We start from the raw sequence: 22,013 nt of genomic DNA on the forward strand, positions 1-22,013 counted from the left end.
CCATGTTATCGCCACGGGCGCTGAAAAATCAATTATCTGTTTTAGCAATTGGATTGCAAGCATTGAAAAATTTACGGTCAAAAGGACAGTGCAGATAAGGGTATATGCGATATCATTTATTGTTTCAGCTTATTACATAGAATTCAAGTTTAGCTTACCATTATTTACATCCCATAATTAAATTACAACGGGCCTTACCATCTGATGAAGAAACCGTCTTTTGTTTTTTAGGGTTTCGGTTGTCTATTGCCTGATAAATCTAAATCCACATCCCTCAAAGCAGGGTGGGTTAAGGGTGAGCGTATTAGCTGTCGCTTTGTATCGGTATTGCAAGGTTCTATTGTAGGTTTTAGAAGTTACTTCCATGGTTAGGCTATCTAGAATCTTAAAATCAGATAAATCTGGTAGCGCATCACCTTCCATTTTGCCTGTCCTCGACATGACGAGGTATTTGTCTCCTTTAACCTTAATATATCTACCACTCCCATCTCCAGGGTCGGATAGGGTTTCTGTTAGTTTCCATTTTCCATACAATTCACCAGGACCGTCATCAATGCCATTTTTTTTGCATGATGTGTAAGAAATAAATATGGTGATAGCCATTAGGGAGAACACGATTCTTTTCATAGAGAGGGTTTTTTTTATCGATACGAGGTAAGCGTTCAAAACGCTACAAAAGCCAAAAGAAATTGTTTAACTTAATTTAACGAAAATCTTCTTCCGAAATCTTTTCATTTGCCAAAAGTTCTACCATTTTAGCTTTTTGCATTTTATCACCGTCTCCAAAGCTCATCTCAGAGTAGTACGTTAATTTTCCGAACTTCTTATAATCAGAAAAATAAGTACTGCTGAAGCCTCCCTTTTCGGTTGTAAATTTATCCTCCCGCAGCTGAAAGAATGTTTTTTTGCTATAATAGAGCATTCTAACGGTACCATTTATACAGGCGGCTTTTACTTTATAACAGTCCTCCTTATCAACCTTTTCGGTACTTTCAAGTGTTAAGGTATATAGGTTGGGATCTATGTAATCCAGTTCGTTGAAAATATTCCTGCGGAATTTTTTATCACTAAACGCTGTTTGGTCGGCCAGTTTCTTTATTCCTGCTGATACTTCATAGCCTTTTTCTCCATCATAAAAGTTCTTGAAAACGGTTCGGCCTTGATAGATAATCATAAAGGAACCTTTATTTGGTAGCATTTCTTTGGTAACCCAGTTAACCTTACGGCCTTCCATTTCTGTAGCCATATCGGAGTAAAGTGTTTTAATAGACTGCAGGTACTGTTTTCCTCCGGTAGCCGCTATAGATTTTTCAATAATTTGCTGGGCCGTGAATTCAGTTTGTGCAATGATTTTTGTGTGATTTAAAGTTAATAGAAACAATAAGGAGAGTAGCGCAGGCTTCATGTTTTGGTTTGTTTATAGGAGTGCAAAATAAGAGTTTACCACGACATTAATATCCTTTAAGCTCACGCCTCGCTTAACAGACAATGAAATTATCTGGGATGATCTCACTGAACCAGCAAAAGCAGTAGTTCGAAATAAACCCTTATCTATATATGATCATTTAAAAAATTCTGAGGCTTATGTTAAAGTAAAAAAAGATTACTTAGAAAAATATCTATATCTCCGTAAAAAAAGGGCAGTTCAAGTATTTAACATCCAAAAAGAAATATATCTAAACGATGAAATTATAACCCTACTTAACGGAAAAAAATACTATCAAGAAGAGACGGAACAGTGTGAGTTTACCGTCAAAACTTACGCTCATAAAAATGATATAGTCTTTTTAGAAATTAATGGCTTTCAAGAACTACCTCTTGATTACAACTTTTTGACCAAAAATGTACAAGAGCCTTTAGGGCATCTATGGAAAGGAATAGACGGCTTGGTGACGCCCGAGTGTGCAAGGCATAAAATGCCATTTGAATATGTGTACGTTTCTGATAAGGTACTAAATAAATACGAAAATGATGAAGATTATAAAGTCTATCCACAATCTGGAAGTGTAGCTTACCGCAATCAGTGGTCCATTAGCCATTGTGAGCGTGTAGGAAAAAATGCTATTAAAATAGAAATAAAAAAGCTTTACGAAGGCAATCGGTTCGATACTATTGATTATTGGAATCAATTTAATATTGATCCTAATGATATTGTTGATGGTGAAAACATCGCTTCAAAAGCAGAGCGATTAACTCAAAAATATTTTCTTTTTGGCAGATTGTTTACTTCTCTTAAATAAATGTTTAAAATCACAATTAAATGCTGAAGATATCATTTCATATAATGAAGAAAACATTAAATATACTGGATGGACAGATTTTCCTGATTATAAACTAATTACACATGTGGTAGATTTGTCTGCTTTTTCGAAAAGTGATTTTACATCTCGATGCACCAGCCTTTTAAAGCTTTTAGTAGAAAGCCTTAAACAACGCTCTTTAAGAAAATTAGTTGACTCACTTGGTTTTAATAAGAAAGAGACCGAAGGATTTAGAAGCCTTAAATTATTAGAGTTAATATTAAAATATTTCTATGTATCAGCAGAATCAGGGTTAAATGCCAGCACCGATAAAGAAGCCATTATAGAAAGAGTAGTTGAGGTAAATGAATTTAAATTTTTGGCACCATTATTTGCATTAAATGATATCAGACAACTTGATGTACATCAGACTAAAGAGGCCAAAGCTAAATTAGAAAATGCATTAGCTGTATTTTCGATACACCCGAAGACCGCAGCAGGGAACTATGCTGAAGCATGCTTTCAAATTTATGATAGATTAATTGATATGTTTACTGAGGTTAACTTGTTGCTGTCAGCTTTTTATGGACTTGAATAACCTTCTTAGTTTTTTAATGTCTGCTGGATTTGATATCTTGTAAAGACAATAAAAATTTTCATTAAGTAAAAGACTATAAAATAATCAATTAACGCTCATGAATATTTCGTTATATATAGAACCGATAGGAAACTCCGCAGAATTAATACAAACTTTACTTGTAGAAGAGTTTGATATAACGGAGAATTTTGCAAAGTTACTTTTCGAAAAAAAAATTAAAAGTCACCTTGAAAAGTTGAAAGATTGTATTTACTTAGTTGCAGAAACTAATTACATTGATCGCGTTTACAGAGATAGTTATTATCATTATTACTCGTCTAAATTAGCTGCTTATAAAAGAAATTGCATCAGAATATCTTTATTTGATTCGCAGGTTGAAGCCAACGACTTTCGATTAGAGGAGACTAGAGAAAAACTTCAAACTTCTTATCTTGGTTTTTTTGTTTTAAGGCCAATAGAGCCTCATGTTGTTGGGAGGAGTATTATTTCACCAAAAGCGCTAAAAGCAGCTGATTTTCAAATTTGTACTACCGTTTATCACAACACCGTAAATACGGTAAAGTTAAGTGTAGATGCCTTCCCTCATTCATCACAAGATACAGAAACTATTAGTTGTGCCGAGACAACACTTTGGGCAATGATGGAATATTTTAGTAATCGTTATGCCGAATATAAACCATTGCTTCCCTCTAAAATTATACAGACCTTGAATAAGGTTACTTCAGAAAGACAGATCCCATCAAAAGGATTGAATATCCAACAAATGTCTTTTGCGTTAAAGGAATATGGATTCGGAACAAGAATATATAGCCGTTCCCAATATCCAAATGAATTTGATCGATTGATTAGTTGTTATGCTGAAAGTGGAATTCCTATTATAATAGCAATGGAAGATTTTGCTGGCATTGGGCATGCACTATTGTGCATAGGGCATGAAACAGTCAAATCAAACCATATAGATGCATTGGGAGCACATAATTTTAAACCGGGGGTATTAAAGGATAAAGCTAATTTAAAAAACATAACCTTATACGATTTTGATAGCATTGAAAAGGAATTTATATTTATAGATGATAATCAACCGGTATATCAAACAGCACTTTTATCTAAACCAGCTGCTCATTACAATGATACTTGGCATAATTGTAAAATCACGCATTTTATAGTTCCTCTATATACTAAAATATACCTCGAAGCTTACGAAGCGAAAAACTTTATTGCTAGGTTTTTAATTAGTGGTCCTGAGCCATTAAATAATGACACTGAAGTTTTGTTAAGAACCTACTTAGCATCTAGCAGGTCATTTAAAGATGTTTTAGCAACTAATGCCAGTTTCTCTTCTGATCTTAAAGATATTATTTTAGAGCTAGCCATGCCAAAATTTATATGGGTTACTGAAACCAGCGATAAGGAATTGATCAAGACTAAGAAAGCAAATGGTTTAATAATTTTAGATGCAACGGAAGCAAACATTATCTTTAATAAGCCGTTAATTATAGCAGCATACCAGGGCAAAGTAATTAATTTTGAGGCAGATACTAAAAAATTAGAAAAGAATGATTTACCTTTGAACGATTTTACAATCTTTGAAAACAACCTAAAATCCTATTAACATGATTAAAACAGTGAGTAAAACCAATCAAATTAAGGACAAACTTAAGATGGATGGCAAAGTTTCTTATCTTGATAAACCAGAACATTTTAATGCAATTATAGAAATGAATGATGAAATGGAAGATGTACGTAGAGATTATCACGTAAAGGATAGAAGGTCTCAAAATTCTGCTTCTCATGTTATATTAACTGCATAGGTTTTATTTGTTCTAGCCTTATATTTAACATCAAAAATCTATAATTGAAATCTGTCGCAAAAGTGACTAATTCAAAGTATCAGCTTCAGAAATACCTGAGGCTTTTTTATTTTTAAAGGAATTAAATATCCCTTCTCTATACCATTTCCAAGATTGTTTTGGATTTGTAGTTGAGGTAAGGATATTCTTTCCTGTAAGTGAAGTAAGCATAAAGGATATTACTCATTTTCCATAAAGCACTTGCAATCAAGTCTTAAAACTAAATTCATTGTGATATTTCAAAAACTTTACATCAGGTAAAAACTTTGATGGAAGTATGATTTGCTTGTCATGAAGGTTAAAAAAATATTCATCAAGTGACTTTGATTCCTTTTGCTTAAATAGCGATGGCGAGATTTTAATTTTAAAATCAGGGTAATGGTCATTAGGCCTGTTTCAAATGCCTTGTCATGTAAAGCGTTAATTGCAATGCCATTTTGGGGATTTAGTCTATTTTTCTCATCAACACTCCATGGCTTGATATGCCCAGCAACCAAAAGTTCTGGCTGAGTAATTCCAGTTATGCAACATGTATTGTTATATGATGCTAATATGGAGCTTCGAAAAAAAGATTGATTCACGCGAACCATTACCAGTTGCTCCTTAGTTTTTCCTTCCCTATAAAGTTCAGCCTCTGGAATCGGATTAAGTTGCTCAATGGTTTTATGCTGTAGTTTTGCTAATAGTTTTTCGCTTTCATAAGGTAATACATCCCAGTTATTAAAGAATTCATTCCAAATTTCTGCATCTAGCTTACTTGCATTTGAAGCACCTTTAATGCCTCTTGCTTTTAGGCTTGGGTCGAGACTAGCAAAATTTACAAGTTTATAGGCTACCGAACTTGCCGTTCTACCAATGAGGTTAGCAAGCTTTATGATTTCAGGATTGGAATTGTGTAACCTACCAAATGGGATTTTACAATATAAATTAATAGCAAGTATCAATTCTTCCCTTGTCCATAGTTTTTGGCCTTCTTTCATATCTTATCGAGTTCTAAGATGAATTCAAAATTGCATTTTTCATTAAGACAAATGTGTTTTTGAGACCCGCCAATATCTTCTACTATTTCAGTTCTCACTCCACATCTAGGACATGTAGTTGGTTGGTCGGAATCTAAAAATATTTCAATCATTTTATGTTAATTAACTATCGCCAATATAATATTTAATGCTAACAGTTTGTTTGATTAGTGATGATGAAAATATAAAACTGATAGGAGGATACTGCCGAATTTGACAAAAATATTTCCTGAATGTTGGGGTAATGAATATCTTGCATCTGAATGATCCCTAATCATGAACGCTTACCTATAAACCTTTTAGCCGCCAGTTTCAACAAAACTGCTGCGGCTTATAAATTCTATTGGTTTTTATCCATTTTAGATGAGGTAGAAGAAGGGCAATATTATATACCTAAGCAAAGGTTATTTTCGGGGATGGTTGCAACCAGTTGGTACACCATTAATTATTTCAAGATTAGTTTTGGTAAGCAGGATCAGCTGCATGATAAAGTGAAAGAAATTGCAGCTGTAGAGGGGATAAATATTGATGAAGATAGAGGTAAGATTAAGAGTCGTTTAAACACGAGTAACGTGCTATCAACCCAAAAGTTATTGTGGCGTTTTGATAAGCAGGTGCCACATCGTTTTTTAAGTCCCTGGTTTCCTTCAATAGCGGAGAACAAAAATGCAGTTTATCAGGCATCGCAGGATTTTGAAAACGACGGCCTGTATTCATTAGAACAGACGCACATTACAATTAATCCCATCTGGATAGATTACCTCAGTAGAAATGCGGGAATTTTGAAAAGCTTTTGTTATTGGAAACTGAGTTTGTATTTGCAAAAACATAATCCCAACGTTCCGGATATACCAAACAAATTGGTCAAACCGGCAAAAAGAAACAGCTTGGCTAAGCCGCGAAAGGTTTGGGATATGGTAGTTGAAGAGTTGGGCGGAGTAGATTGCATTTATACCAATACCAGGCTCTATAAAAATGGTTTTGCAGTAGAGCACTTCATTCCTTATGCATTTGTGTCGCATGATTTGTTCTGGAATTTAATACCGGCTTGTCCTTCTTTCAATAGCTCAAAATCGGATAAGCTGCCGCAATTGGAGAAGTACTTTGATGCTTTTTACGATTTGCAAAAAACGGCTATCGAAATCATTAAATACAGGATGCCAAAAGAAAAACTGCTGGAAGATTACCTGAGTATTTTTCCGGATTTGGAAAGTTTGCAGAAATTACCGGATGATTATAAGGCAAAGTTTAAAACTACCATTGAACCTTTAATTACGATTGCGGGGAATAATGGGTTTGAGTATATGATTTAAAATAATGCTAATCCAATTATAAGTTTTCCTAACCCCTCGCCTTTTCAGTATTAATACTCAATCGCCAAAACCATCTACTCCTAAATCGCGTATATATACGCTCTATTTAAACCTTAAACCTCTAGCGAACTGGCAATGATTCGTAAGCGAATTTTGATACTAGATGATGATTATGATATTTTAGATTCACTCACGACCCTGTTTGAATACGAAAATTGCACCATAGTAACTTTAAGCCAGCTATTTACTATCGATGTAATAGAAGATATTCGTTTGCTTAATCCGGATGTGATATTGCTAGATATTAATTTTGGCAAGCACAATGGCATGGATATATGCCTCAGGCTTAAAGACAATCCAGATACTTGCAAGTATAAGATTATATTGATAAGTGCTGGGAAATATGCTCAGGTTGCTTTTCAGAGCAAATGCGATTTCTACATTCAAAAACCATTTGATTTAGAGCATTTAATAGCGCTAGTTTGTTCGCCTAAATAGAAAAAATTAATCTTCCATGCTGCTATAAGCCTCAAATGCAATTTCTAATGTTGTTTTTTCGGCATAGAGTACAATTTCTTGTGGTGCCGAAGTTTCAATTTTCTTAAAAATAGTTAAGCAGTTTGCTAAAGTATTCAGTTCGTATGCGGGTAACAGTTCGCGTAATTTTAAAGGATTAATCTTCAAAATTGTATTGCTGTAATTGTTTTGCTTAGTCATTACAATATCCTTCTCCTATTTGGTAGTTTCCTCTACTTTTCATAGGGACAACCTCACCACTTTCTAAATAAATTTTATACAAAGGCTCTCCATCTGCAGGTGATGATTCTGTACTGATAGCCATAATAACACCGCAAAACTTTTTTTTGCAGCCGCTAAAACATAATATTAAAGCACAAGAGATGAAAAGTAACTTTCTCATAATTAAACAGCCTCAATTCAAATTTAATACCAACTTGCGCAAAAAGTAGTATAAGTTGTATGATTAAGTGTATGTCTTTCTAAAAAAGTATTTGATTTCTAGAGCTTTAAATTCAATTTTTTGAAATAGTTGCTGTTCAGGCTTATTAACCGAAAAGAAGGTAAGTAGTTGATTATAAATCAGAAAGCAGCGTAAATTTCTAGGGTAAAGTTAATAAAACCTTTAAAATAGAAAAATATTTTTACAAAAAACTACAGATGACAAGGTTGTAAGCTATTTGCAAGCTTAAAATTTATTATTCCAGGTGGTAATTGATTAATTGAAGGATTTACAGGCAAATTGTAATGCCGGGCCGAATCAATAACTGGTGATAATCAATAAATTTTGAATTCGATGCTTAACTATGGCCCGTTCCGCTAAAGTTGGCTGTATTTTCGATTGCTGTGTTAGCAGATATGGATGGAGTAGTTTCATTATAGGATACCGAAACAATTTCCAGGTATTCTTTTAATTTATCGAGTTTTTGATTTACCAGTTGCTTTTCTTCTGAATTATGCTCGGGAGCGCCATCCATAGATTTGATTACATCGAGGGCATAATCCATAAAATCTTTCACATTTTCGGATAGGAGTGGTTTGGCTGAAATCATATGCGCTTTTGCTATTTAAATTATTTTAAAGCAACAAGAAAAGCCGATTAAAGTTTTAAAAGATTGGTTTAAAGCTGATGTTATCAATGGCTATGTTTCCTAGAGGAAAGTACGGCGCCTAAGCTTCATCATCATGCGATTCGTATTTGCCGCTGATGGATGAAAATTCGATTTTATATACGATAAGGTTATCGTGCTCGGCGGGGTTTATGCCATGCGAAGGGTCCTGTGTTGGTTTGCTGGTTAAAGGCATTATCTTATGAATAATGCCCTGCATCGCTTGTTGCCTGGTTTCACCCTGCAATTCGCTAAAGGTTCCTTGTATGATAGCGCTTTTCCAATTGAAGGTGTTTACAATTTCATCAATAAGGAAACAAACTTTTGGATTTGCCCGCATCATATCTATCTTCTTGCCAGTGCCCGAATGTGCGTGAATGGCATTTTCGCGGTACACATAATTAATAGGAACCACATAGGTTTCGCCATCGTTAGAACAACCCAACCTACCAATAAACTGGTGATTTAAAAAATCAAGAAGCTGTGCTTTATTTAAATCTCCCAACATAATGCTATACCCTTATAATTTACATTAAAGGTGCGCAATTGCTTAGGTAAAAGAAATGATGAGGATCACTAAATTGGATGATGTATATAGATATTTATCTGATTAAAAACACTCCACTTCCCAGCATCGTTGCCAGGTTTTACCGGCATCAAGTTTAACAACTCCTTCTTTGTTATTAAATTTTTGGTTGTGGTTCACACTATCCGCAACGCCACACCATGGCTCTAAGCATACAAATGGTGCATCTTTAGCTGCCCAGATGCCAAAGAAAGGAAAATCATCAAAATGAAAGTGTAAACCAAAATCGTTCTTGGTGTTTAATAAGCTGATGCAATTGCTTTGCATGTTTTTAAAAACCAAAGCATCGTTGTAAAAGAGCTCGTGTTTTAAGTTTAACTTATGGCCGCTTAATTCTATGGTTTCCGTTTCATCTGCTACTAAACCATCCTGAAGTTTCCAATACGTTAAGCGTTCATCATCATTAAAAGCAAGGTAATAATCTTCGTAATTGGTTTCTGGTGTATTTGGAACTGCAAATGCCGGATGAGCACCTAACGAAAACAACATTTTTTTGCTGCCTTTGTTGATAACGGTGTAGGTTAGACTTAATTTTCTATCAATAATTTGATAATTCACTTTTAATTCGAAAGGGAAGGGAAAAACCTTTAATGTTTCATGCGTATCTGTTAAAGTAAAAACAACTTCCGTGTTGCTAATTTGTTCTGCTTTAAATTCATTATCTCTTGCAAAACCATGCCGTGGTAACGGATAGGTTTTATCTTTATAAACGTAAGTGTCGTTTTTTAATGAGCCTACAATTGGGAAGAGCACCGGACTGTGCTTAGCCCAATATTCTGCATCTCCGTTCCACAGGTATTCAATTTGAGTTTCTTTGCTGTATAAACCTTGTAGCTCGGCACCTTTTACCGCTATATTAACTTTTAAAAAATCGTTTTCGAGTGTTATCATTACATTTAAAAGTAACAAATTTGAACATAATTAAGTAGCCTTTTGCAATTTAAAGGGAAGTTATTTTTTAAACTTTATCTCTTAATAAGTATTGTGCTGTTGTGTTCAGCTATTTTTTATTTAAGTTTGATAATCATCCCGTTCATCAAACGCCCTACCTTTTAGCATTATAATTATGGCTATCGATTTAAGTAAATTAACCAATAAAAAAGTTAAAGCTGCTATAGAAGCATTGCAAAAAGGTGATGGAAAGGCATGGTTTCCTTTATTCGCTGCTGATGTTATTTTATATGATGATGGAAATCAGATGCAGTTTAATAACTTTTTTAAAAAAGCTTTAGGTAGAGAAAGATTTATAAGCATTGATAAAGTAGAAAATAATGGGCTTGATGTTTATGGGCATTTCCATTCCGACCAATGGGGAGAATTTAAAACTCACTTTAAATTCTACCTAAATAAAGAAGGAAAAATTAGTCGATTGGATATTGAACAATTTGTTTAAGTATTCAATATCCAATATTTAGCAACATCCAAAAACTAAACCAAGCTAAATTTTTCTTCCCAAATACAGGCAATATTTACAATCGTTTGTACTGCTTTTTCCATATCCTGAACGCTTACCCATTCTTGTTTGCTATGAAATGCATGTTCGCCGGCAAAAATATTTGGGCATGGCAAACCCATAAACGATAATCTGGAACCATCTGTACCCCCTCGGATGCTCTGTTTCTTGGCTACAATTCCTGCTCGTTCTATTGCCTCAATACCGTAAGCAACTATGTTTGGATGTAAATCCAAAACTTGTTTCATGTTTCTATATTGTGCCTTTACTTCTAAATTAAAGCTGGAATTTGGGTAATTTTTTAGAATCCTTTCTGCTGTGTTTCTTAAAACCTCTGCATGTTCGGTTAGCTTTTCATCTGTAAAATCGCGAATGATGAATTGCGCTTCTGCTTGCTCTACCTGTCCTTTTATCATTACCGGATGAATAAAGCCTTCTTTGCCCAAAGTTGTTTCAGGTGTAAGTTTATCTTTGGGCAAGGCGGCTATAATTTCAGAAAGGATTTTTATGGCGCTTTCCATTTTACCTTTAGCAAAACCTGGGTGGCTGCTCACGCCATTTATGGTTAAGGTTGCGCCATCGGCCGAGAAAGTTTCATCTTCTATAGAGCCCAAGGTTTCTCCATCAACAGTATAGGCAAAATCAGCACCTAATTTTATCAAATCAGCTTTATCAACTCCTCGTCCAATTTCTTCATCAGGGGTAAAAAGAATTTTAATTGTGCCATGTTTTATATGCTTATTGGTAATCAAAAACTTTGCAGCCTCCATAATTTCGGCTACACCAGCCTTGTTATCGGCGCCAAGTAAAGTGGTACCACTTGCTGTAATAATATCATTTCCAATTTGATGAATTAAATCTTTATGCTCTGACGATTTTATTATAATTGATTCATCATCTGGCAATATCAAATCTTCGCCCTGGTAATTTTCATGAATAATAGGTTTTACATTTTCACCACTACAATCTGGCGAGGTATCCATGTGCGAACAAAAACAGATTACTGGCACTTTCTTATCTGTTGTTGATGGAATGGTTGCGTATACATAACCATTTTCATCCATTTCGGCATCTGCAATACCAAAGGCTAAAAGTTCTTTAACCAGTTCTAAACCTAAATTCTTTTGTTTTTCGGTAGATGGACAAGTTGCCGAATCCGGATCAGATTGCGTATCGATTCTGGCATATTTAATAAATCTATTCTCTAAAGATTTGTTAATGTTGTGGTAAGTACTCATAATTCCAAAGGTAAAAGTTATAGATATTGAATAAACATATTATTTTTGTAAAAAAAGCTTATGAGATATAAACACCTGAAAACTACATCCCTAACCATTACTTTACTGTTTTTTACTATCATTAGTCAAGCTCAGTCTAATTATTACAAGTGGTCTATCGGATTTGGTGCAGGTGCTAACTACTCAAAAACCGATGTTGTTCGTGGTAACTGGGGGCATACATTTTCTGGTACTATCGACCATCATTTTACTCCATTTGTAACCGTAGGTTTAGAAGGGCAATTTGGTATGATTCAGGGTGGCGATATTTACACCGACCGCAATAACAGGCAGTTTGTTAATCAATATATGGGCATTAATGCCAATATGAAAGTTATGCTGGGGCAGTTTGTAGATTATCGTCAATCTGATTTCCTGTATAATATTAGAGGTTTATATGCTGGTATTGGCGTTGGTGCAATCAAAAATAATATAACCGATATAGTCCGCATAAAACCAAGCTTTGCTTTTTTTGATGCGGGTTATGGTCCTTTCCCTGGTGAAGATAAGAGCGTAAACTTATGGGTGCCGCTAAATTTGGGCATTAATTTTTATTTTAAGGATAGATGGGATTACGCCCGTTACGTACTAACCGTAAATGCGCAAAGCAACTTTACTTTTGGCGAAGGTTTAGATGGCTATAACGACCCGGAAACCACATTCCAAAATTACGATCCGGATACTTATAATGTGTATAGCATTGGATTTAAATATTATTTTGGTAATATTAGATTTTTCCGAAAAACACTTTAATCAATCCCTAAATTAATACATGAGAAACACCTTTCTGGCTTTGCTGCTTTTTTTTAGTTTGCAAAGTACAGCACAACAAACCCCTTACGAGCGAAGCAATAAAAAAGAAACAACAACATACAATGCGGCAATTGCGTATTACGAAACTTTGGCAAAAACATATCCAAAAGCTAAGCTTTTAACTTATGGAAGTACAGATTTTGGAAAGCCATTACACCTTTTGGTTTTGTCGAGTGATAAGGTTTTTGATCCAGCTGTAATCAGAAAGAATAACAAGCGAATACTGCTCATAAATAATGGTATCCATCCTGGTGAACCTGAAGGAATTGATGCATCAATGATGCTGGCCAGAGATTTGCTCAAGGGCGATAAAATTCCGAAGAATGTAGTTGTTTGTATCATCCCAATTTATAATATCGATGGAAGTTTTAATCGAAGGGGCACTTCAAGAGCAAACCAAAACGGACCAATAGCTTATGGCTTTAGAGGCAATAGCAAAAACCTTGATTTAAACCGCGATTTTATTAAAACAGATAGTAAAAACTCAGCAGCTTTTCAATTAATATTTAACACCTGGCAACCCGAAATTTTTGTGGATACGCACACCAGCAATGGTGCCGATTATCAGTACGTGATGACGCTTATCCCTACTCAAAAGGATAAGCTAAATTCTATTTTATCTACCTACTTAACCAAAACTTTGGTTCCAGATTTATATCGGGGAATGGAGAAAAAGGGTTATGCAATGGTTCCGTACGTAAATTCTATTGGCCAAACCCCAGAAACAGGCATTACGGGTTTTATCGAATCTCCACGTTATTCTACCGGTTATACAACTTTGCACAACACCATTGGTTTTATGCCCGAAACCCACATGCTAAAATCATTCGATTTGCGGGTTGATGCCACTTACAAACTTTTGCAAACCTATGTAGATGTAGTAGAACGTGATGCAAACCTAATTGGTGAAAATAAGCGCAAAGCGGATGAGTTTGTTACTAAACAAAAAGAATTTCCTTTAGAATGGGCCTTAAATAAAAATTTAGGCGATAGTATTCCTTTTAAAGGTTTTGAAGCAGGGAAAAAGCCAAGTGAGTTGAGTGGCTTTGATAGGTTGTATTACGACCGAAATAAACCATTTACTAAATATATTAAGCAGTGGAATAATTTTGAACCATCTGTGAGCATTCAAAAACCCGTTGCCTATATCATTCCAAAAGCATGGGATAAAGCAATTGCATTACTGAAACTTAATAACGTTAAAGTAGAACAACTAGAAGCGGATGTTAAACTTAATGTAGAAACTTACTACATAGGCGATTTTAAAACCGGCACGAGACCTTATGAAGGTCATTACGTACATTCGACGGTTAAGGTAAATCCTGTCAAGCAAACGTTGCAATATTATGCTGGAGATTATGTAGTTTACACAAACCAAGTTAGCAATCGTTATATTATCGAAACCTTAGAGCCACAGGCAACGGATTCATATTTTAATTGGAACTTTTTCGATTCTATATTGGATATGAAAGAGCATTATTCGGCTTATATTTTTGAAGATACTGCTGCAGAATTGTTAAAGAATAATCCTGCTTTGAAAGCCAAACTATATGAGAAAAAAGCTGCAGATACTGTTTTTACAAAGAATGGTTCTGCTCAATTGGAATTTGTGTATAAAAATTCTGATTATTACGAAAAAACACATAACCGATATCCTGTGGCACGTTTATTATCAAACGTAAAACTTAATTTAAAATAACATCAAATGGAATACTTTAATATAGCACCAGTTGCATCCGTAATCTTTGTTTTTACCATTATCACAAGCCTTTATGCTTTTTATGATAATGGAATTTACGGTAAGTTTATGCTTCATCCTTACAGTGTATCAAAAGGAAAAAATGTTTATACGCTTATAACCAGTGGCTTGATACATGCAGATTGGATGCATTTGTTTTTTAATATGTTTACTTTTTTTGCTTTCGCTTTCACCTTAGAGCGATTAATGGGCAGCTGGCAATTTGGTTTGCTGTATTTTTTAGGTTTGGTTTTGAGCGATTTGCCAACAGTTTTTAAGCATAAAGATAATTTCCATTACAACAGTTTAGGTGCTTCGGGCGCAATTAGTGCCGTGCTGTTCAGCTATATATTATTCAACCCGATGTCTAAAATTTACATCATGTTTATTCCTATCGGGATACCAGCTGTAGCTTTTGGCGTTATTTACCTGATTTATTGTGCTTATGCATCAAGAAACTCAAGAGACCACATTAACCATGATGCGCACTTTTTTGGTGCATTAACTGGTTTAATATTTACGATAATTTTCGTTCCGGGAATTATACAGAATTTTATATCTATGTTAACGGGCAACAATTAAGGTAAGCTTATTGGCTGTTTAGGGAGCTTAATAGAAGAAATTTTAGACTTCAGGTAAGCAAGGTTTTTCAAAAAAGCTCATCGGATTATCCGGGTCTTTAATAATCTCGAATTTTACATAACCCCAAGGTTTCCAGAAGGTTTCTAAAACGTGTGCGTATATTTTATGCTGCCAAACATCAAAGAGAGGTTTGCTCATATTGCCTCGTAATGGCATTGCCTCTATATAAATTGTGCCTTCTACAGGCATAAAAGTATATTCGGGTAAACGGTTAAACAGATAGGCAGAATAATAAAACCGAGCCGTTAACTCTTCAAATTGTTGGGCAGATAATGCTTTTCCTTCTATTTGATTAATAATTTTCTGGTGGTAACGTTTGTTGGTTCCGTTATCCTGCAAACAGGCTATAATCCCGAAATCTTTCATTTTTAGCGAAAAAGTAAGGGTGTTTATTTCATCGCGAAAGCTGAAAGGCGTTTCTTCATCTTCGAGTTTTACAACTGTAATGGACCAAGGTGTAAAATCTTCGAAGCTCACACTTGTATACAGATTCTGCATCATGAAATTTAGGTTGGCAAATTTCATCATTAAAGATTTCGACATGTTTAGTCCATCGGCTGTCATTTCTTTGCGCAAAGCAGAATGCATTTCGATGTAAATAAAACCATATAAAAATTTGCCAAGCCAATTAAATAAATCAAGCTCATTTAATGCCGATACCGCTTCATAGCCACCCGAGAAGGCCTCCTCAATTTTAGCTTCCAAAGGATTTAGAAATTGTTCGTTCACTTCGCTATTTATAGGAATAACCAAAGTGTTATAAGAGCGAATACTTTCATCTAAAAACTGAATTTGTTCTTCGCCAGTTAGCTTAGCCTGTTCTAAAAGCCACTTAGGTATTAACGGAACTTGCAACAGTGGCGTACTAAATGTATTTCCACTTAGGAAGCAGGTTTTGTAAAGGAAATCAAAATTTTGAAAAGGATTGTATAAGCCGGTGTTCATCCTTGCAATATTAGGTATTATATATTTACGGTAATAAATTGAAAATTATTTTAACTCAATAATTACCAAACCTAAATCCTGGCATTTCAATGAAGTCATATTAAAACGTTTTGTTATAGAACTCTCTAATTAAATTCTGCTTAGATATATCATCCTACATGTTGCTTCAATTAAAAATCATCGTTTAATTTCTGCGTAAATCTGTGTGATCCGCCGGGAAAAACTTTTTAAAATTGCTACAACGCCATCTATGTCCAATTCTATTAAATCTGATGAAAATATTTTCACAAACGCGAAATCTCATCAAGATTTGAGACAATCGTTTTAGCATAATCGGATAAAATACCGTAATCTTGAAATGTTTTTTTATGTAATCTTGCGTTGAACAATGAAAATTAGTAGCACCCAATTTGAACTAGAATTGAAACACCCTTTTTCAATTTCTAAGTTTACCCGAACAAGCACACCCTTAATGCTATTGAAAATTCAACACGAAGATGTAGTTGGTTATGGGGAAGCATCGATGGTGCCTTATATGGGCGAAAGCTATGAAACAGCAAACGCCTTTCTAAAGCTAATCGATTGGAATAAAATCAGTTACCCTTTTAATTTTGAAGCAATATTTGCTTATCTCGACGATTTGGCAACCGGGCAACCAGCCATTAAGGCTGCGATTGACATTGCCTTGAATGACATACAAGGAAAAATTTTAAACAAACCATGTTATGAAATTTATGGCGCTGATTTAGCCAAGATGCCGGTAACTTCATACACGATTGGCATTGATACCTCGGCAATTATCAGAGAAAAACTAAAAGATGCGGAAGCGTTTAAAGTAATTAAAGTTAAACTGGGTAGAGATAACGATAAGGAAATAATCGATACCATTCGCAGCCTTACTAACGTTCCACTTTATGTTGATGCGAACCAAGGTTGGACGGATAAAGCCAAAGCAATTGATTTGATATATTGGTTGCATAGTAAAGGCGTGGTGTTGATTGAGCAACCTATGGATAAAAATAATCATGATGGAAATGCCTGGTTAACTGAAAGAAGTCCGGTTCCGTTATTGGCTGATGAAGCTGTACAGCGACTGGCTGATATGGATAAACTTAAAGGTGTTTACCATGGTATAAATGTTAAATTGATGAAGAGTTGCGGCATGTACGAAGGGCATCAAATGATTTTGAAGGCCCGCTCTTTCGGCATGAAAGTTTTAATCGGCTGCATGAGTGAAACCAGCTGTGCTACCTTAGCGGCTGCGGCTTTAGCTCCGCTTTGTAATTGGGCAGATTTGGATGGACCATGGCTTACAAAAAACAACCCATTCGCAAATCCACCGTTCGAAAATGGTAAGTACCAACTTAAAAATTTGCCAGGATTAGGCCTGGAAGGCGTTACTCCGGATCTTTTTCCTTATACGATCTCCTGATTTCTTTCATCAGCTGAACCTTAAAATATAGCAAACAAGCCGCCGTGCCAACTAAAAAAGCGGCAGGAATATATTTACCATTATTGTAGCACCATATCAAGCCAAAAATTGAAAGGATGATGCCTAAGTTGTAAAAGATATTTAATGCGAATTTTTTACCCACGATTATTGTTGAATTATTGAATGAGTGAATTTTGAATGAATGAATTTTGAATGAGTGAATGTGGCTTGCAGTTTCCCAAATCAATCATTCATTTAAAAGTTATTGTAGCGCCAATTAATTCCAAAATGGGAATATATGGTGTCCAAAGATTAAGATTATTGAAGGAGAGAATTTTGAATGAGCGAACGTAGTTAGCAGTTAGCCAAACCAATCAATCATTCATTCAAAACTCAATTATTTATTATTAGTAAACCGGCATATTTGGGTCGTATGCTTCTTGCCAGGCTAAAATACCACCTTTTAAATTGTATAGGTTTTCAAAACCGTATTGAGCCTCCAATTGCATAACTGCAGCGGCACTTCTTTTCCCGCTACGGCATTGCATAATAACAGGCTTATCTTTAGCAACCTTATCAGCCTCAATTAAAATTCCGCCTAGAGGAATGTTTTCGCCATCAAGATTAGAAACTTCATATTCGAATGTTTCGCGAACATCAATCAACTGAAAATCTTCTTTATTATCGATTTTCTGTTTAAGTTCTTGTACCGATATCTCTTTCATGTAAAATATATTTTTTCAAATATACAAAAAACACTTTAGCACATGTGTGGCTTGTGAGGCATTTAGTATGCAAAACTTATGGTTTGACAATTTAAATAGATAACATATAAAATATCCTCAGGTTATTCATATTCCTGTGGGTTTGTAATTGATAGAAACCAGCTTTATTTAATATTTCCATGAAATTATTGCAAGTGATTTTATAAAAATACTTGGTTTTAAACTGTAACATATTAATGGCTTAGGCGTTTAATTATAAATAGTTACAAATGGATAAAATAAACCGATTTTTTTGGTTTTGCTCTGGCGCCCACATCCCGACACTGGAAAAGTATTCTTCAGAACAAAATAAATATACAGGCATTGGTGCCACAATTTTTTTTACAGGTTTATTCGCCGCATTATCTGGTGGTTATGCCATGTATTTCGTTTTTAAGGGCGATGATTTAGCGGTAGTTTTTGCCATCATTTTTGGTTTTTTATGGGGTGCTGCTATTTTTAATATGGATAGATACATCGTATCCAGCATCAACAAAAGCGCATCCACAAGCAAACAAGTTTTACAAGCCACTCCACGTATTTTGCTGGCCATAATGATTGGCATTGTAATTTCCCGACCAATTGAATTAAAGATTTTTGATAAGGAAATTAAACAGCGTTTAAAGGTTAGTTATTTAAATGGACAACGTTCTAAAATTGATACTTTAAATAAAGCTTTCCAAAATAAATACCAGGTAGAATTTGGTCGGTTAAATCAGCAAAAGGCAACTAGAGATTCGCTGGAAAAGGGCATAAAAACCGACAGACAGAAGCTCAATTTCGAAATCTTTGGTAATAAAACTACAGAAACCTCTGGGGTTTTAGGTTATGGTCCTTTCGCCAAACGCAAGGAAGCAGAAATACAACAGCGCACAGCTGAACTGGATAGTTTAAAAGCTAATATTAATAAAGCAGAATCTTTTATTGATAAGCGAAAAGAGTTTGACGGCTTATTTACCGCCAAGCTTTTTACAGATAAACAATTGGATAGTTTGGCCAATCTTGCCGGTTTTGCAGATAGAAACTGGGCATTAGGGCAACTAAAATTTAATGCCGATGGCACCAGCGATAACAATACAGCTTTGGCGGTTACATTTATTGGCTTGTTATTTATCTTTTTCGAATGTTTACCTGTTTTTGTAAAACTGATGAGTGCTCGGGGTCCGTACGATTATGTATTAGCCGATGGAGATGAAGTCTCGGTTTATGAATCTAAAAAAAATAAGGATTTCCGCTTTGAAGTAGCTGATAACATTCATGAAACCCGGGTAGATTCGGAAACATCAAAGCAAAAGGAAATTATTAAAGGTAAGGCTTATCGAGATTTAGAACGATACGACTGGGATAAAGAATAATGGAAGATGTAAAAGGTAAGATGTAAGATGGGTGATGGAAAAGGTGAGATGGGACATGGGGGTTTTAACCTGAGTCCGATTCTTAAACGTAATATTTTGCTATCTCATCATCGTATTGCTTAAACGACACGTCTTGCTGAATTTATTTCAGCATCTTTTCTGCAAAAAAGGAGGCCGTATCATAAATACAAAATGTCATCCTGAGCCTGTCGAAGGACTTGTAAAAACTGTCTTTCGGGGCGTTTCGACAAGCTCAACGTGACAAAATAAAGCAGAAATTGATTTGTCATACAGCCTCGACGTAGACTAAAAAAAGCAGCTTATTAATAATATGAAGGAAAATTAATAATCGAATTTAGGTTGTTAATGTAATGCCATGTAAATCCTTCAATCATGGTTTAGTCTTTATTACATCAACCATCTTACATCATTACATAATACATCAACCATAATTACATCTTACATTGAATTTTATGTAATTTAACGCCATCAAAACCTATTTATGAAGAAAATTCTTGGAACCGCTGCGGCAATGTTATTGTCTTTAGGCGCTTTTGCTCAAAATGAAATCAGTTATACCGTTTCTTTTCCCAACGCCATTCATCACGAAGCGGAAGTAAGTATGTTCATTCCGAATGTTCCGGCTGGAACTTTAGCGGTTAGGATGAGTCGCTCATCACCAGGAAGATATGCTACACATGAATTCGGCAAAAACGTTTACAGCCTTAAAGCTTTCGATGGTTCGGGGAGAGAACTAGCCTTAAATCAATCTGCAGGCGATGTTTACGAAATTCCAAATCATGGTAAAAGCGTCAAAATTACGTATACAATTTTTGGTAACTGGATCGACGGAACCTACGCAGGTTTTGATGAAAGCCATGCGCACATGAACATTCCTGCAACTTTTGCCTTCCCGATTGGGATGGACAACCGTGCCCGCTTAGTGAAATTTAATTATAGCGAAAAACAAAATTGGAAAGTTGCTACTCAATTAAAGCCAATGAGTAATGACACGTATTATGCTGCCAATCTTCAGTATTTTATGGATAGCCCAACAGAAATTGCAAACTATAAAACTGCAAGCTGGCAGGTAAAAAATACGGACGGGAAAATGCAGACCATTCATCTGGTTTCACATTCAAACGATGATCAAAAAACTATTGATAACTATGCTGTAATGCTTAAAAAAATGGTCGGTGAACATTTAGCAGTTTGGGGCGAATTTCCGAACTATGATTATGGTAACTATTATTTCCTACATGATGTTTACCCGGATAATGCAGGAGATGGAATGGAGCACAGAAACTCAACTATAATTGTTCAACGCACACCAAAAATTGATGGTTACGAATCTAACTTGTTAGGTACATTTTCTCATGAATATTTCCACAGCTGGAATGTTGAAAGATTAAGACCAAAAACGCTGGAGCCTTTCAACTTTACACACTCAAACATGAGCAACGAACTTTGGCTGGCTGAAGGGTTTACACAATATTATGGTGCCTTATTATTAACCAGAGCTGGTTTTAAAACAGTTGATAATGCGGCACAAACCTTTACTGGTTTGGTCAATGCAGTTTTGAATTCTCCCGGTGCTAAAAATTATTCTCCAATACAGGCAAGTCGCTACGCAGTTTTTGCTGATGCAGGCGTTGCGATTGATCAAACGAACAAAGGCAATATTTTTCTTTCCTATTATACTTATGGTGCTGCTACTGCGCTGGCTTTAGATCTTCGGTTACGGGCAGATTTTAAGCTAACACTTGATGATTATATGCGGGCTTTATGGAAAGCTTATGGTAAGCCCGAAATTGCTTACACTGTTCCCGATTTGGAAAAAACGTTAGGCGTTTTAACCAAAAACCCAAGCTTTGCTGCCGATTTCTTTAGAAGATATATTTACGGAACAGAGAAGAGTGATTACGCAAAATTATTACTAAACGCAGGCTTTGTATTGCGCAAAGCAAATCCTGGTAAGGCTTACACAGGTTTAATTCGCTTATCTTTTGAAAACGGAAAAGCAACTTTACCACAAAGCACTGTCGGTACACCTGTTTATCAGGCAGGTTTAGATGTTGGTGATGTGTTGTTAACTTTAAATGGTGTTGAAATAAAAGATCAGGCTTCGTTAACTAAAGTAACTGAAGCGCACAAACCCGGAGATGTTGTAGATGTTGCATATACTTATCGCGGTGAGGCAAAATCAACAAAACTTACCTTCTCCGAAAATCCTGCATTGGAAATTGTATCCATCGAAAAAACAGGAGGAAGTTTAACAAAGGATATGCAAACCTTTAGAGATAATTGGTTAAATACCCAGGTTAAATTGAAATAAGAATCAAACTAAAAAACTTAAATTAGCA

25 protein-coding genes are annotated in these 22,013 nt (G+C 35.2%); 13 read left to right on the forward strand and 12 right to left on the reverse strand.

Annotated elements, in window-relative coordinates; all coding sequences use genetic code 11:
• Positions 1 to 243: 243 nt before the first annotated feature.
• Together ACFOWA_RS11915 and ACFOWA_RS11920 are read right to left on the reverse strand one after the other, a co-directional pair.
• Complete coding sequence (locus ACFOWA_RS11915) at positions 244 to 627, reverse strand: hypothetical protein (protein WP_378985389.1); 384 nt, start codon at positions 625 to 627, stop codon at positions 244 to 246.
• Positions 628 to 703: 76 nt separating this feature from the next.
• Positions 704 to 1,405, reverse strand: a complete 702-nt coding sequence (locus ACFOWA_RS11920; RefSeq protein ID WP_378985391.1) for a hypothetical protein — start codon at positions 1,403 to 1,405, stop codon at positions 704 to 706.
• A 427-nt stretch (positions 1,406 to 1,832) separates the two neighbouring features.
• Between ACFOWA_RS11920 and ACFOWA_RS11925 the strand changes: the two genes are divergently transcribed.
• From ACFOWA_RS11925 to ACFOWA_RS11940, 4 genes are all read left to right on the forward strand, one after another.
• Entirely contained in the window at positions 1,833 to 2,240 is a 408-nt protein-coding gene (locus ACFOWA_RS11925; RefSeq protein WP_378985393.1) for a hypothetical protein, read from the forward strand.
• Positions 2,212 to 2,838, forward strand: coding sequence for a hypothetical protein (locus ACFOWA_RS11930; RefSeq protein WP_378985395.1), 627 nt, complete (start codon positions 2,212 to 2,214; stop codon positions 2,836 to 2,838). Before ACFOWA_RS11925 ends, ACFOWA_RS11930 begins: the two co-directional genes overlap by 29 nt.
• A gap of 235 nt (positions 2,839 to 3,073) precedes the next feature.
• Positions 3,074 to 4,450, forward strand: a complete 1,377-nt coding sequence (locus ACFOWA_RS11935; protein WP_378985397.1) for a hypothetical protein — start codon at positions 3,074 to 3,076, stop codon at positions 4,448 to 4,450.
• A 1-nt stretch (position 4,451) separates the two neighbouring features.
• A complete protein-coding gene (locus ACFOWA_RS11940; RefSeq protein WP_378985399.1) occupies positions 4,452 to 4,649 on the forward strand; it encodes a hypothetical protein in 198 nt (65 codons plus the stop codon).
• Between the two features lie 287 nt (positions 4,650 to 4,936).
• On the opposite strand, the gene ACFOWA_RS11945 is transcribed toward ACFOWA_RS11940, so the two are convergent.
• A complete protein-coding gene (locus ACFOWA_RS11945; protein ID WP_378985401.1) occupies positions 4,937 to 5,668 on the reverse strand; it encodes an HNH endonuclease in 732 nt (243 codons plus the stop codon).
• Between the two features lie 302 nt (positions 5,669 to 5,970).
• Here ACFOWA_RS11945 and ACFOWA_RS11950 point away from each other — a divergent pair, with 302 nt between their 5' ends.
• Both ACFOWA_RS11950 and ACFOWA_RS11955 read left to right on the forward strand, forming a co-directional pair.
• Positions 5,971 to 7,020 (forward strand): HNH endonuclease domain-containing protein, encoded by a 1,050-nt coding sequence (locus tag ACFOWA_RS11950; RefSeq protein WP_378985403.1) that lies wholly within the window; start codon positions 5,971 to 5,973, stop codon positions 7,018 to 7,020.
• A gap of 135 nt (positions 7,021 to 7,155) precedes the next feature.
• On the forward strand, positions 7,156 to 7,518 hold the full coding sequence (locus ACFOWA_RS11955) for a response regulator (RefSeq protein ID WP_378985405.1): 363 nt from the start codon (positions 7,156 to 7,158) through the stop codon (positions 7,516 to 7,518).
• Between the two features lie 6 nt (positions 7,519 to 7,524).
• On the opposite strand, the gene ACFOWA_RS11960 is transcribed toward ACFOWA_RS11955, so the two are convergent.
• The 5 genes from ACFOWA_RS11960 to ACFOWA_RS11980 form a co-directional block, all read right to left on the reverse strand.
• On the reverse strand, positions 7,525 to 7,737 hold the full coding sequence (locus ACFOWA_RS11960) for a hypothetical protein (protein ID WP_378985407.1): 213 nt from the start codon (positions 7,735 to 7,737) through the stop codon (positions 7,525 to 7,527).
• Entirely contained in the window at positions 7,730 to 7,939 is a 210-nt protein-coding gene (locus tag ACFOWA_RS11965) for a hypothetical protein (protein ID WP_378985409.1), read from the reverse strand. Before ACFOWA_RS11965 ends, ACFOWA_RS11960 begins: the two co-directional genes overlap by 8 nt.
• A gap of 397 nt (positions 7,940 to 8,336) precedes the next feature.
• On the reverse strand, positions 8,337 to 8,588 hold the full coding sequence (locus tag ACFOWA_RS11970; protein WP_378985411.1) for a hypothetical protein: 252 nt from the start codon (positions 8,586 to 8,588) through the stop codon (positions 8,337 to 8,339).
• A 118-nt stretch (positions 8,589 to 8,706) separates the two neighbouring features.
• Complete coding sequence (locus tag ACFOWA_RS11975) at positions 8,707 to 9,153, reverse strand: pyridoxamine 5'-phosphate oxidase family protein (protein WP_378985413.1); 447 nt, start codon at positions 9,151 to 9,153, stop codon at positions 8,707 to 8,709.
• A 102-nt stretch (positions 9,154 to 9,255) separates the two neighbouring features.
• Complete coding sequence (locus tag ACFOWA_RS11980; RefSeq protein ID WP_378985415.1) at positions 9,256 to 10,122, reverse strand: aldose 1-epimerase family protein; 867 nt, start codon at positions 10,120 to 10,122, stop codon at positions 9,256 to 9,258.
• 175 nt (positions 10,123 to 10,297) lie between these two features.
• Between ACFOWA_RS11980 and ACFOWA_RS11985 the strand changes: the two genes are divergently transcribed.
• Positions 10,298 to 10,624, forward strand: coding sequence for a hypothetical protein (locus ACFOWA_RS11985; RefSeq protein ID WP_378985417.1), 327 nt, complete (start codon positions 10,298 to 10,300; stop codon positions 10,622 to 10,624).
• Between the two features lie 35 nt (positions 10,625 to 10,659).
• On the opposite strand, the gene pepT is transcribed toward ACFOWA_RS11985, so the two are convergent.
• On the reverse strand, positions 10,660 to 11,922 hold the full coding sequence (gene pepT / locus ACFOWA_RS11990; RefSeq protein ID WP_378985419.1) for a peptidase T: 1,263 nt from the start codon (positions 11,920 to 11,922) through the stop codon (positions 10,660 to 10,662).
• A gap of 60 nt (positions 11,923 to 11,982) precedes the next feature.
• On the opposite strand from pepT, the gene ACFOWA_RS11995 reads away from it, so the two are divergent.
• From ACFOWA_RS11995 to ACFOWA_RS12005, 3 genes are read left to right on the forward strand one after another with little or no spacing between them, the layout of a single operon-like run.
• Positions 11,983 to 12,714 (forward strand): hypothetical protein, encoded by a 732-nt coding sequence (locus ACFOWA_RS11995; RefSeq protein WP_378985421.1) that lies wholly within the window; start codon positions 11,983 to 11,985, stop codon positions 12,712 to 12,714.
• A 19-nt stretch (positions 12,715 to 12,733) separates the two neighbouring features.
• Positions 12,734 to 14,473 carry a M14 family metallopeptidase gene (locus ACFOWA_RS12000; RefSeq protein WP_378985423.1) on the forward strand — a complete coding sequence of 580 codons (1,740 nt, stop codon included), beginning with the start codon at positions 12,734 to 12,736 and terminating at the stop codon, positions 14,471 to 14,473.
• A 6-nt stretch (positions 14,474 to 14,479) separates the two neighbouring features.
• Entirely contained in the window at positions 14,480 to 15,094 is a 615-nt protein-coding gene (locus tag ACFOWA_RS12005; protein ID WP_378985424.1) for a rhomboid family intramembrane serine protease, read from the forward strand.
• Positions 15,095 to 15,136: 42 nt separating this feature from the next.
• Here ACFOWA_RS12005 and ACFOWA_RS12010 read toward each other — a convergent pair whose 3' ends face one another.
• Positions 15,137 to 16,099: a hypothetical protein gene (locus ACFOWA_RS12010; protein WP_378985425.1), complete on the reverse strand. Its 963-nt coding sequence runs from the start codon at positions 16,097 to 16,099 to the stop codon at positions 15,137 to 15,139.
• 388 nt (positions 16,100 to 16,487) lie between these two features.
• On the opposite strand from ACFOWA_RS12010, the gene ACFOWA_RS12015 reads away from it, so the two are divergent.
• Entirely contained in the window at positions 16,488 to 17,531 is a 1,044-nt protein-coding gene (locus ACFOWA_RS12015) for a dipeptide epimerase (protein WP_378985427.1), read from the forward strand.
• Here the strand turns inward: ACFOWA_RS12015 and ACFOWA_RS12020 are convergent.
• Together ACFOWA_RS12020 and ACFOWA_RS12025 are read right to left on the reverse strand one after the other, a co-directional pair.
• The gene (locus tag ACFOWA_RS12020; protein ID WP_123205905.1) at positions 17,497 to 17,694 is read right to left on the reverse strand and encodes a DUF6358 family protein; all 198 of its coding nucleotides are present in this window, start codon (positions 17,692 to 17,694) and stop codon (positions 17,497 to 17,499) included. The two genes, ACFOWA_RS12015 and ACFOWA_RS12020, sit on opposite strands and share 35 nt — an antisense overlap.
• Before the next feature lie 244 nt (positions 17,695 to 17,938).
• Positions 17,939 to 18,256, reverse strand: a complete 318-nt coding sequence (locus ACFOWA_RS12025; RefSeq protein ID WP_123205897.1) for a rhodanese-like domain-containing protein — start codon at positions 18,254 to 18,256, stop codon at positions 17,939 to 17,941.
• 269 nt (positions 18,257 to 18,525) lie between these two features.
• On the opposite strand from ACFOWA_RS12025, the gene ACFOWA_RS12030 reads away from it, so the two are divergent.
• Together ACFOWA_RS12030 and ACFOWA_RS12035 are read left to right on the forward strand one after the other, a co-directional pair.
• The gene (locus ACFOWA_RS12030; protein ID WP_378985429.1) at positions 18,526 to 19,650 is read left to right on the forward strand and encodes a DUF4407 domain-containing protein; all 1,125 of its coding nucleotides are present in this window, start codon (positions 18,526 to 18,528) and stop codon (positions 19,648 to 19,650) included.
• Between the two features lie 502 nt (positions 19,651 to 20,152).
• Positions 20,153 to 21,985, forward strand: a complete 1,833-nt coding sequence (locus tag ACFOWA_RS12035) for a M61 family metallopeptidase (RefSeq protein ID WP_378985431.1) — start codon at positions 20,153 to 20,155, stop codon at positions 21,983 to 21,985.
• Positions 21,986 to 22,013 lie beyond the last annotated feature (28 nt).

The organism is Pedobacter lithocola (assembly GCF_042650845.1).
Classification (GTDB): domain Bacteria; phylum Bacteroidota; class Bacteroidia; order Sphingobacteriales; family Sphingobacteriaceae; genus Pedobacter; species Pedobacter lithocola.

Excerpts from the sequence above, each read along its gene's own strand:
- ACFOWA_RS11995 (WP_378985421.1), top strand. The coding sequence starts at position 11,983 with ATGAGATATAAACACCTGAAAACTACATCCCTAACCATTACTTTACTG.
- ACFOWA_RS11970 (WP_378985411.1), bottom strand. The coding sequence starts at position 8,588 with ATGATTTCAGCCAAACCACTCCTATCCGAAAATGTGAAAGATTTTATG.
- ACFOWA_RS11965 (WP_378985409.1), bottom strand. The coding sequence starts at position 7,939 with ATGAGAAAGTTACTTTTCATCTCTTGTGCTTTAATATTATGTTTTAGC.
- ACFOWA_RS11975 (WP_378985413.1), bottom strand. The coding sequence starts at position 9,153 with ATGTTGGGAGATTTAAATAAAGCACAGCTTCTTGATTTTTTAAATCAC.
- ACFOWA_RS11980 (WP_378985415.1), bottom strand. The coding sequence starts at position 10,122 with ATGATAACACTCGAAAACGATTTTTTAAAAGTTAATATAGCGGTAAAA.
- pepT (WP_378985419.1), bottom strand. The coding sequence starts at position 11,922 with ATGAGTACTTACCACAACATTAACAAATCTTTAGAGAATAGATTTATT.
- ACFOWA_RS11955 (WP_378985405.1), top strand. The coding sequence starts at position 7,156 with ATGATTCGTAAGCGAATTTTGATACTAGATGATGATTATGATATTTTA.
- ACFOWA_RS12000 (WP_378985423.1), top strand. The coding sequence starts at position 12,734 with ATGAGAAACACCTTTCTGGCTTTGCTGCTTTTTTTTAGTTTGCAAAGT.
- ACFOWA_RS11945 (WP_378985401.1), bottom strand. The coding sequence starts at position 5,668 with ATGAAAGAAGGCCAAAAACTATGGACAAGGGAAGAATTGATACTTGCT.
- ACFOWA_RS12025 (WP_123205897.1), bottom strand. The coding sequence starts at position 18,256 with ATGAAAGAGATATCGGTACAAGAACTTAAACAGAAAATCGATAATAAA.
- ACFOWA_RS12015 (WP_378985427.1), top strand. The coding sequence starts at position 16,488 with ATGAAAATTAGTAGCACCCAATTTGAACTAGAATTGAAACACCCTTTT.
- ACFOWA_RS11950 (WP_378985403.1), top strand. The coding sequence starts at position 5,971 with ATGATCCCTAATCATGAACGCTTACCTATAAACCTTTTAGCCGCCAGT.
- ACFOWA_RS12010 (WP_378985425.1), bottom strand. The coding sequence starts at position 16,099 with ATGAACACCGGCTTATACAATCCTTTTCAAAATTTTGATTTCCTTTAC.
- ACFOWA_RS11940 (WP_378985399.1), top strand. The coding sequence starts at position 4,452 with ATGATTAAAACAGTGAGTAAAACCAATCAAATTAAGGACAAACTTAAG.
- ACFOWA_RS12030 (WP_378985429.1), top strand. The coding sequence starts at position 18,526 with ATGGATAAAATAAACCGATTTTTTTGGTTTTGCTCTGGCGCCCACATC.
- ACFOWA_RS11915 (WP_378985389.1), bottom strand. The coding sequence starts at position 627 with ATGAAAAGAATCGTGTTCTCCCTAATGGCTATCACCATATTTATTTCT.
- ACFOWA_RS12035 (WP_378985431.1), top strand. The coding sequence starts at position 20,153 with ATGAAGAAAATTCTTGGAACCGCTGCGGCAATGTTATTGTCTTTAGGC.
- ACFOWA_RS11960 (WP_378985407.1), bottom strand. The coding sequence starts at position 7,737 with ATGACTAAGCAAAACAATTACAGCAATACAATTTTGAAGATTAATCCT.
- ACFOWA_RS12005 (WP_378985424.1), top strand. The coding sequence starts at position 14,480 with ATGGAATACTTTAATATAGCACCAGTTGCATCCGTAATCTTTGTTTTT.
- ACFOWA_RS11920 (WP_378985391.1), bottom strand. The coding sequence starts at position 1,405 with ATGAAGCCTGCGCTACTCTCCTTATTGTTTCTATTAACTTTAAATCAC.
- ACFOWA_RS11985 (WP_378985417.1), top strand. The coding sequence starts at position 10,298 with ATGGCTATCGATTTAAGTAAATTAACCAATAAAAAAGTTAAAGCTGCT.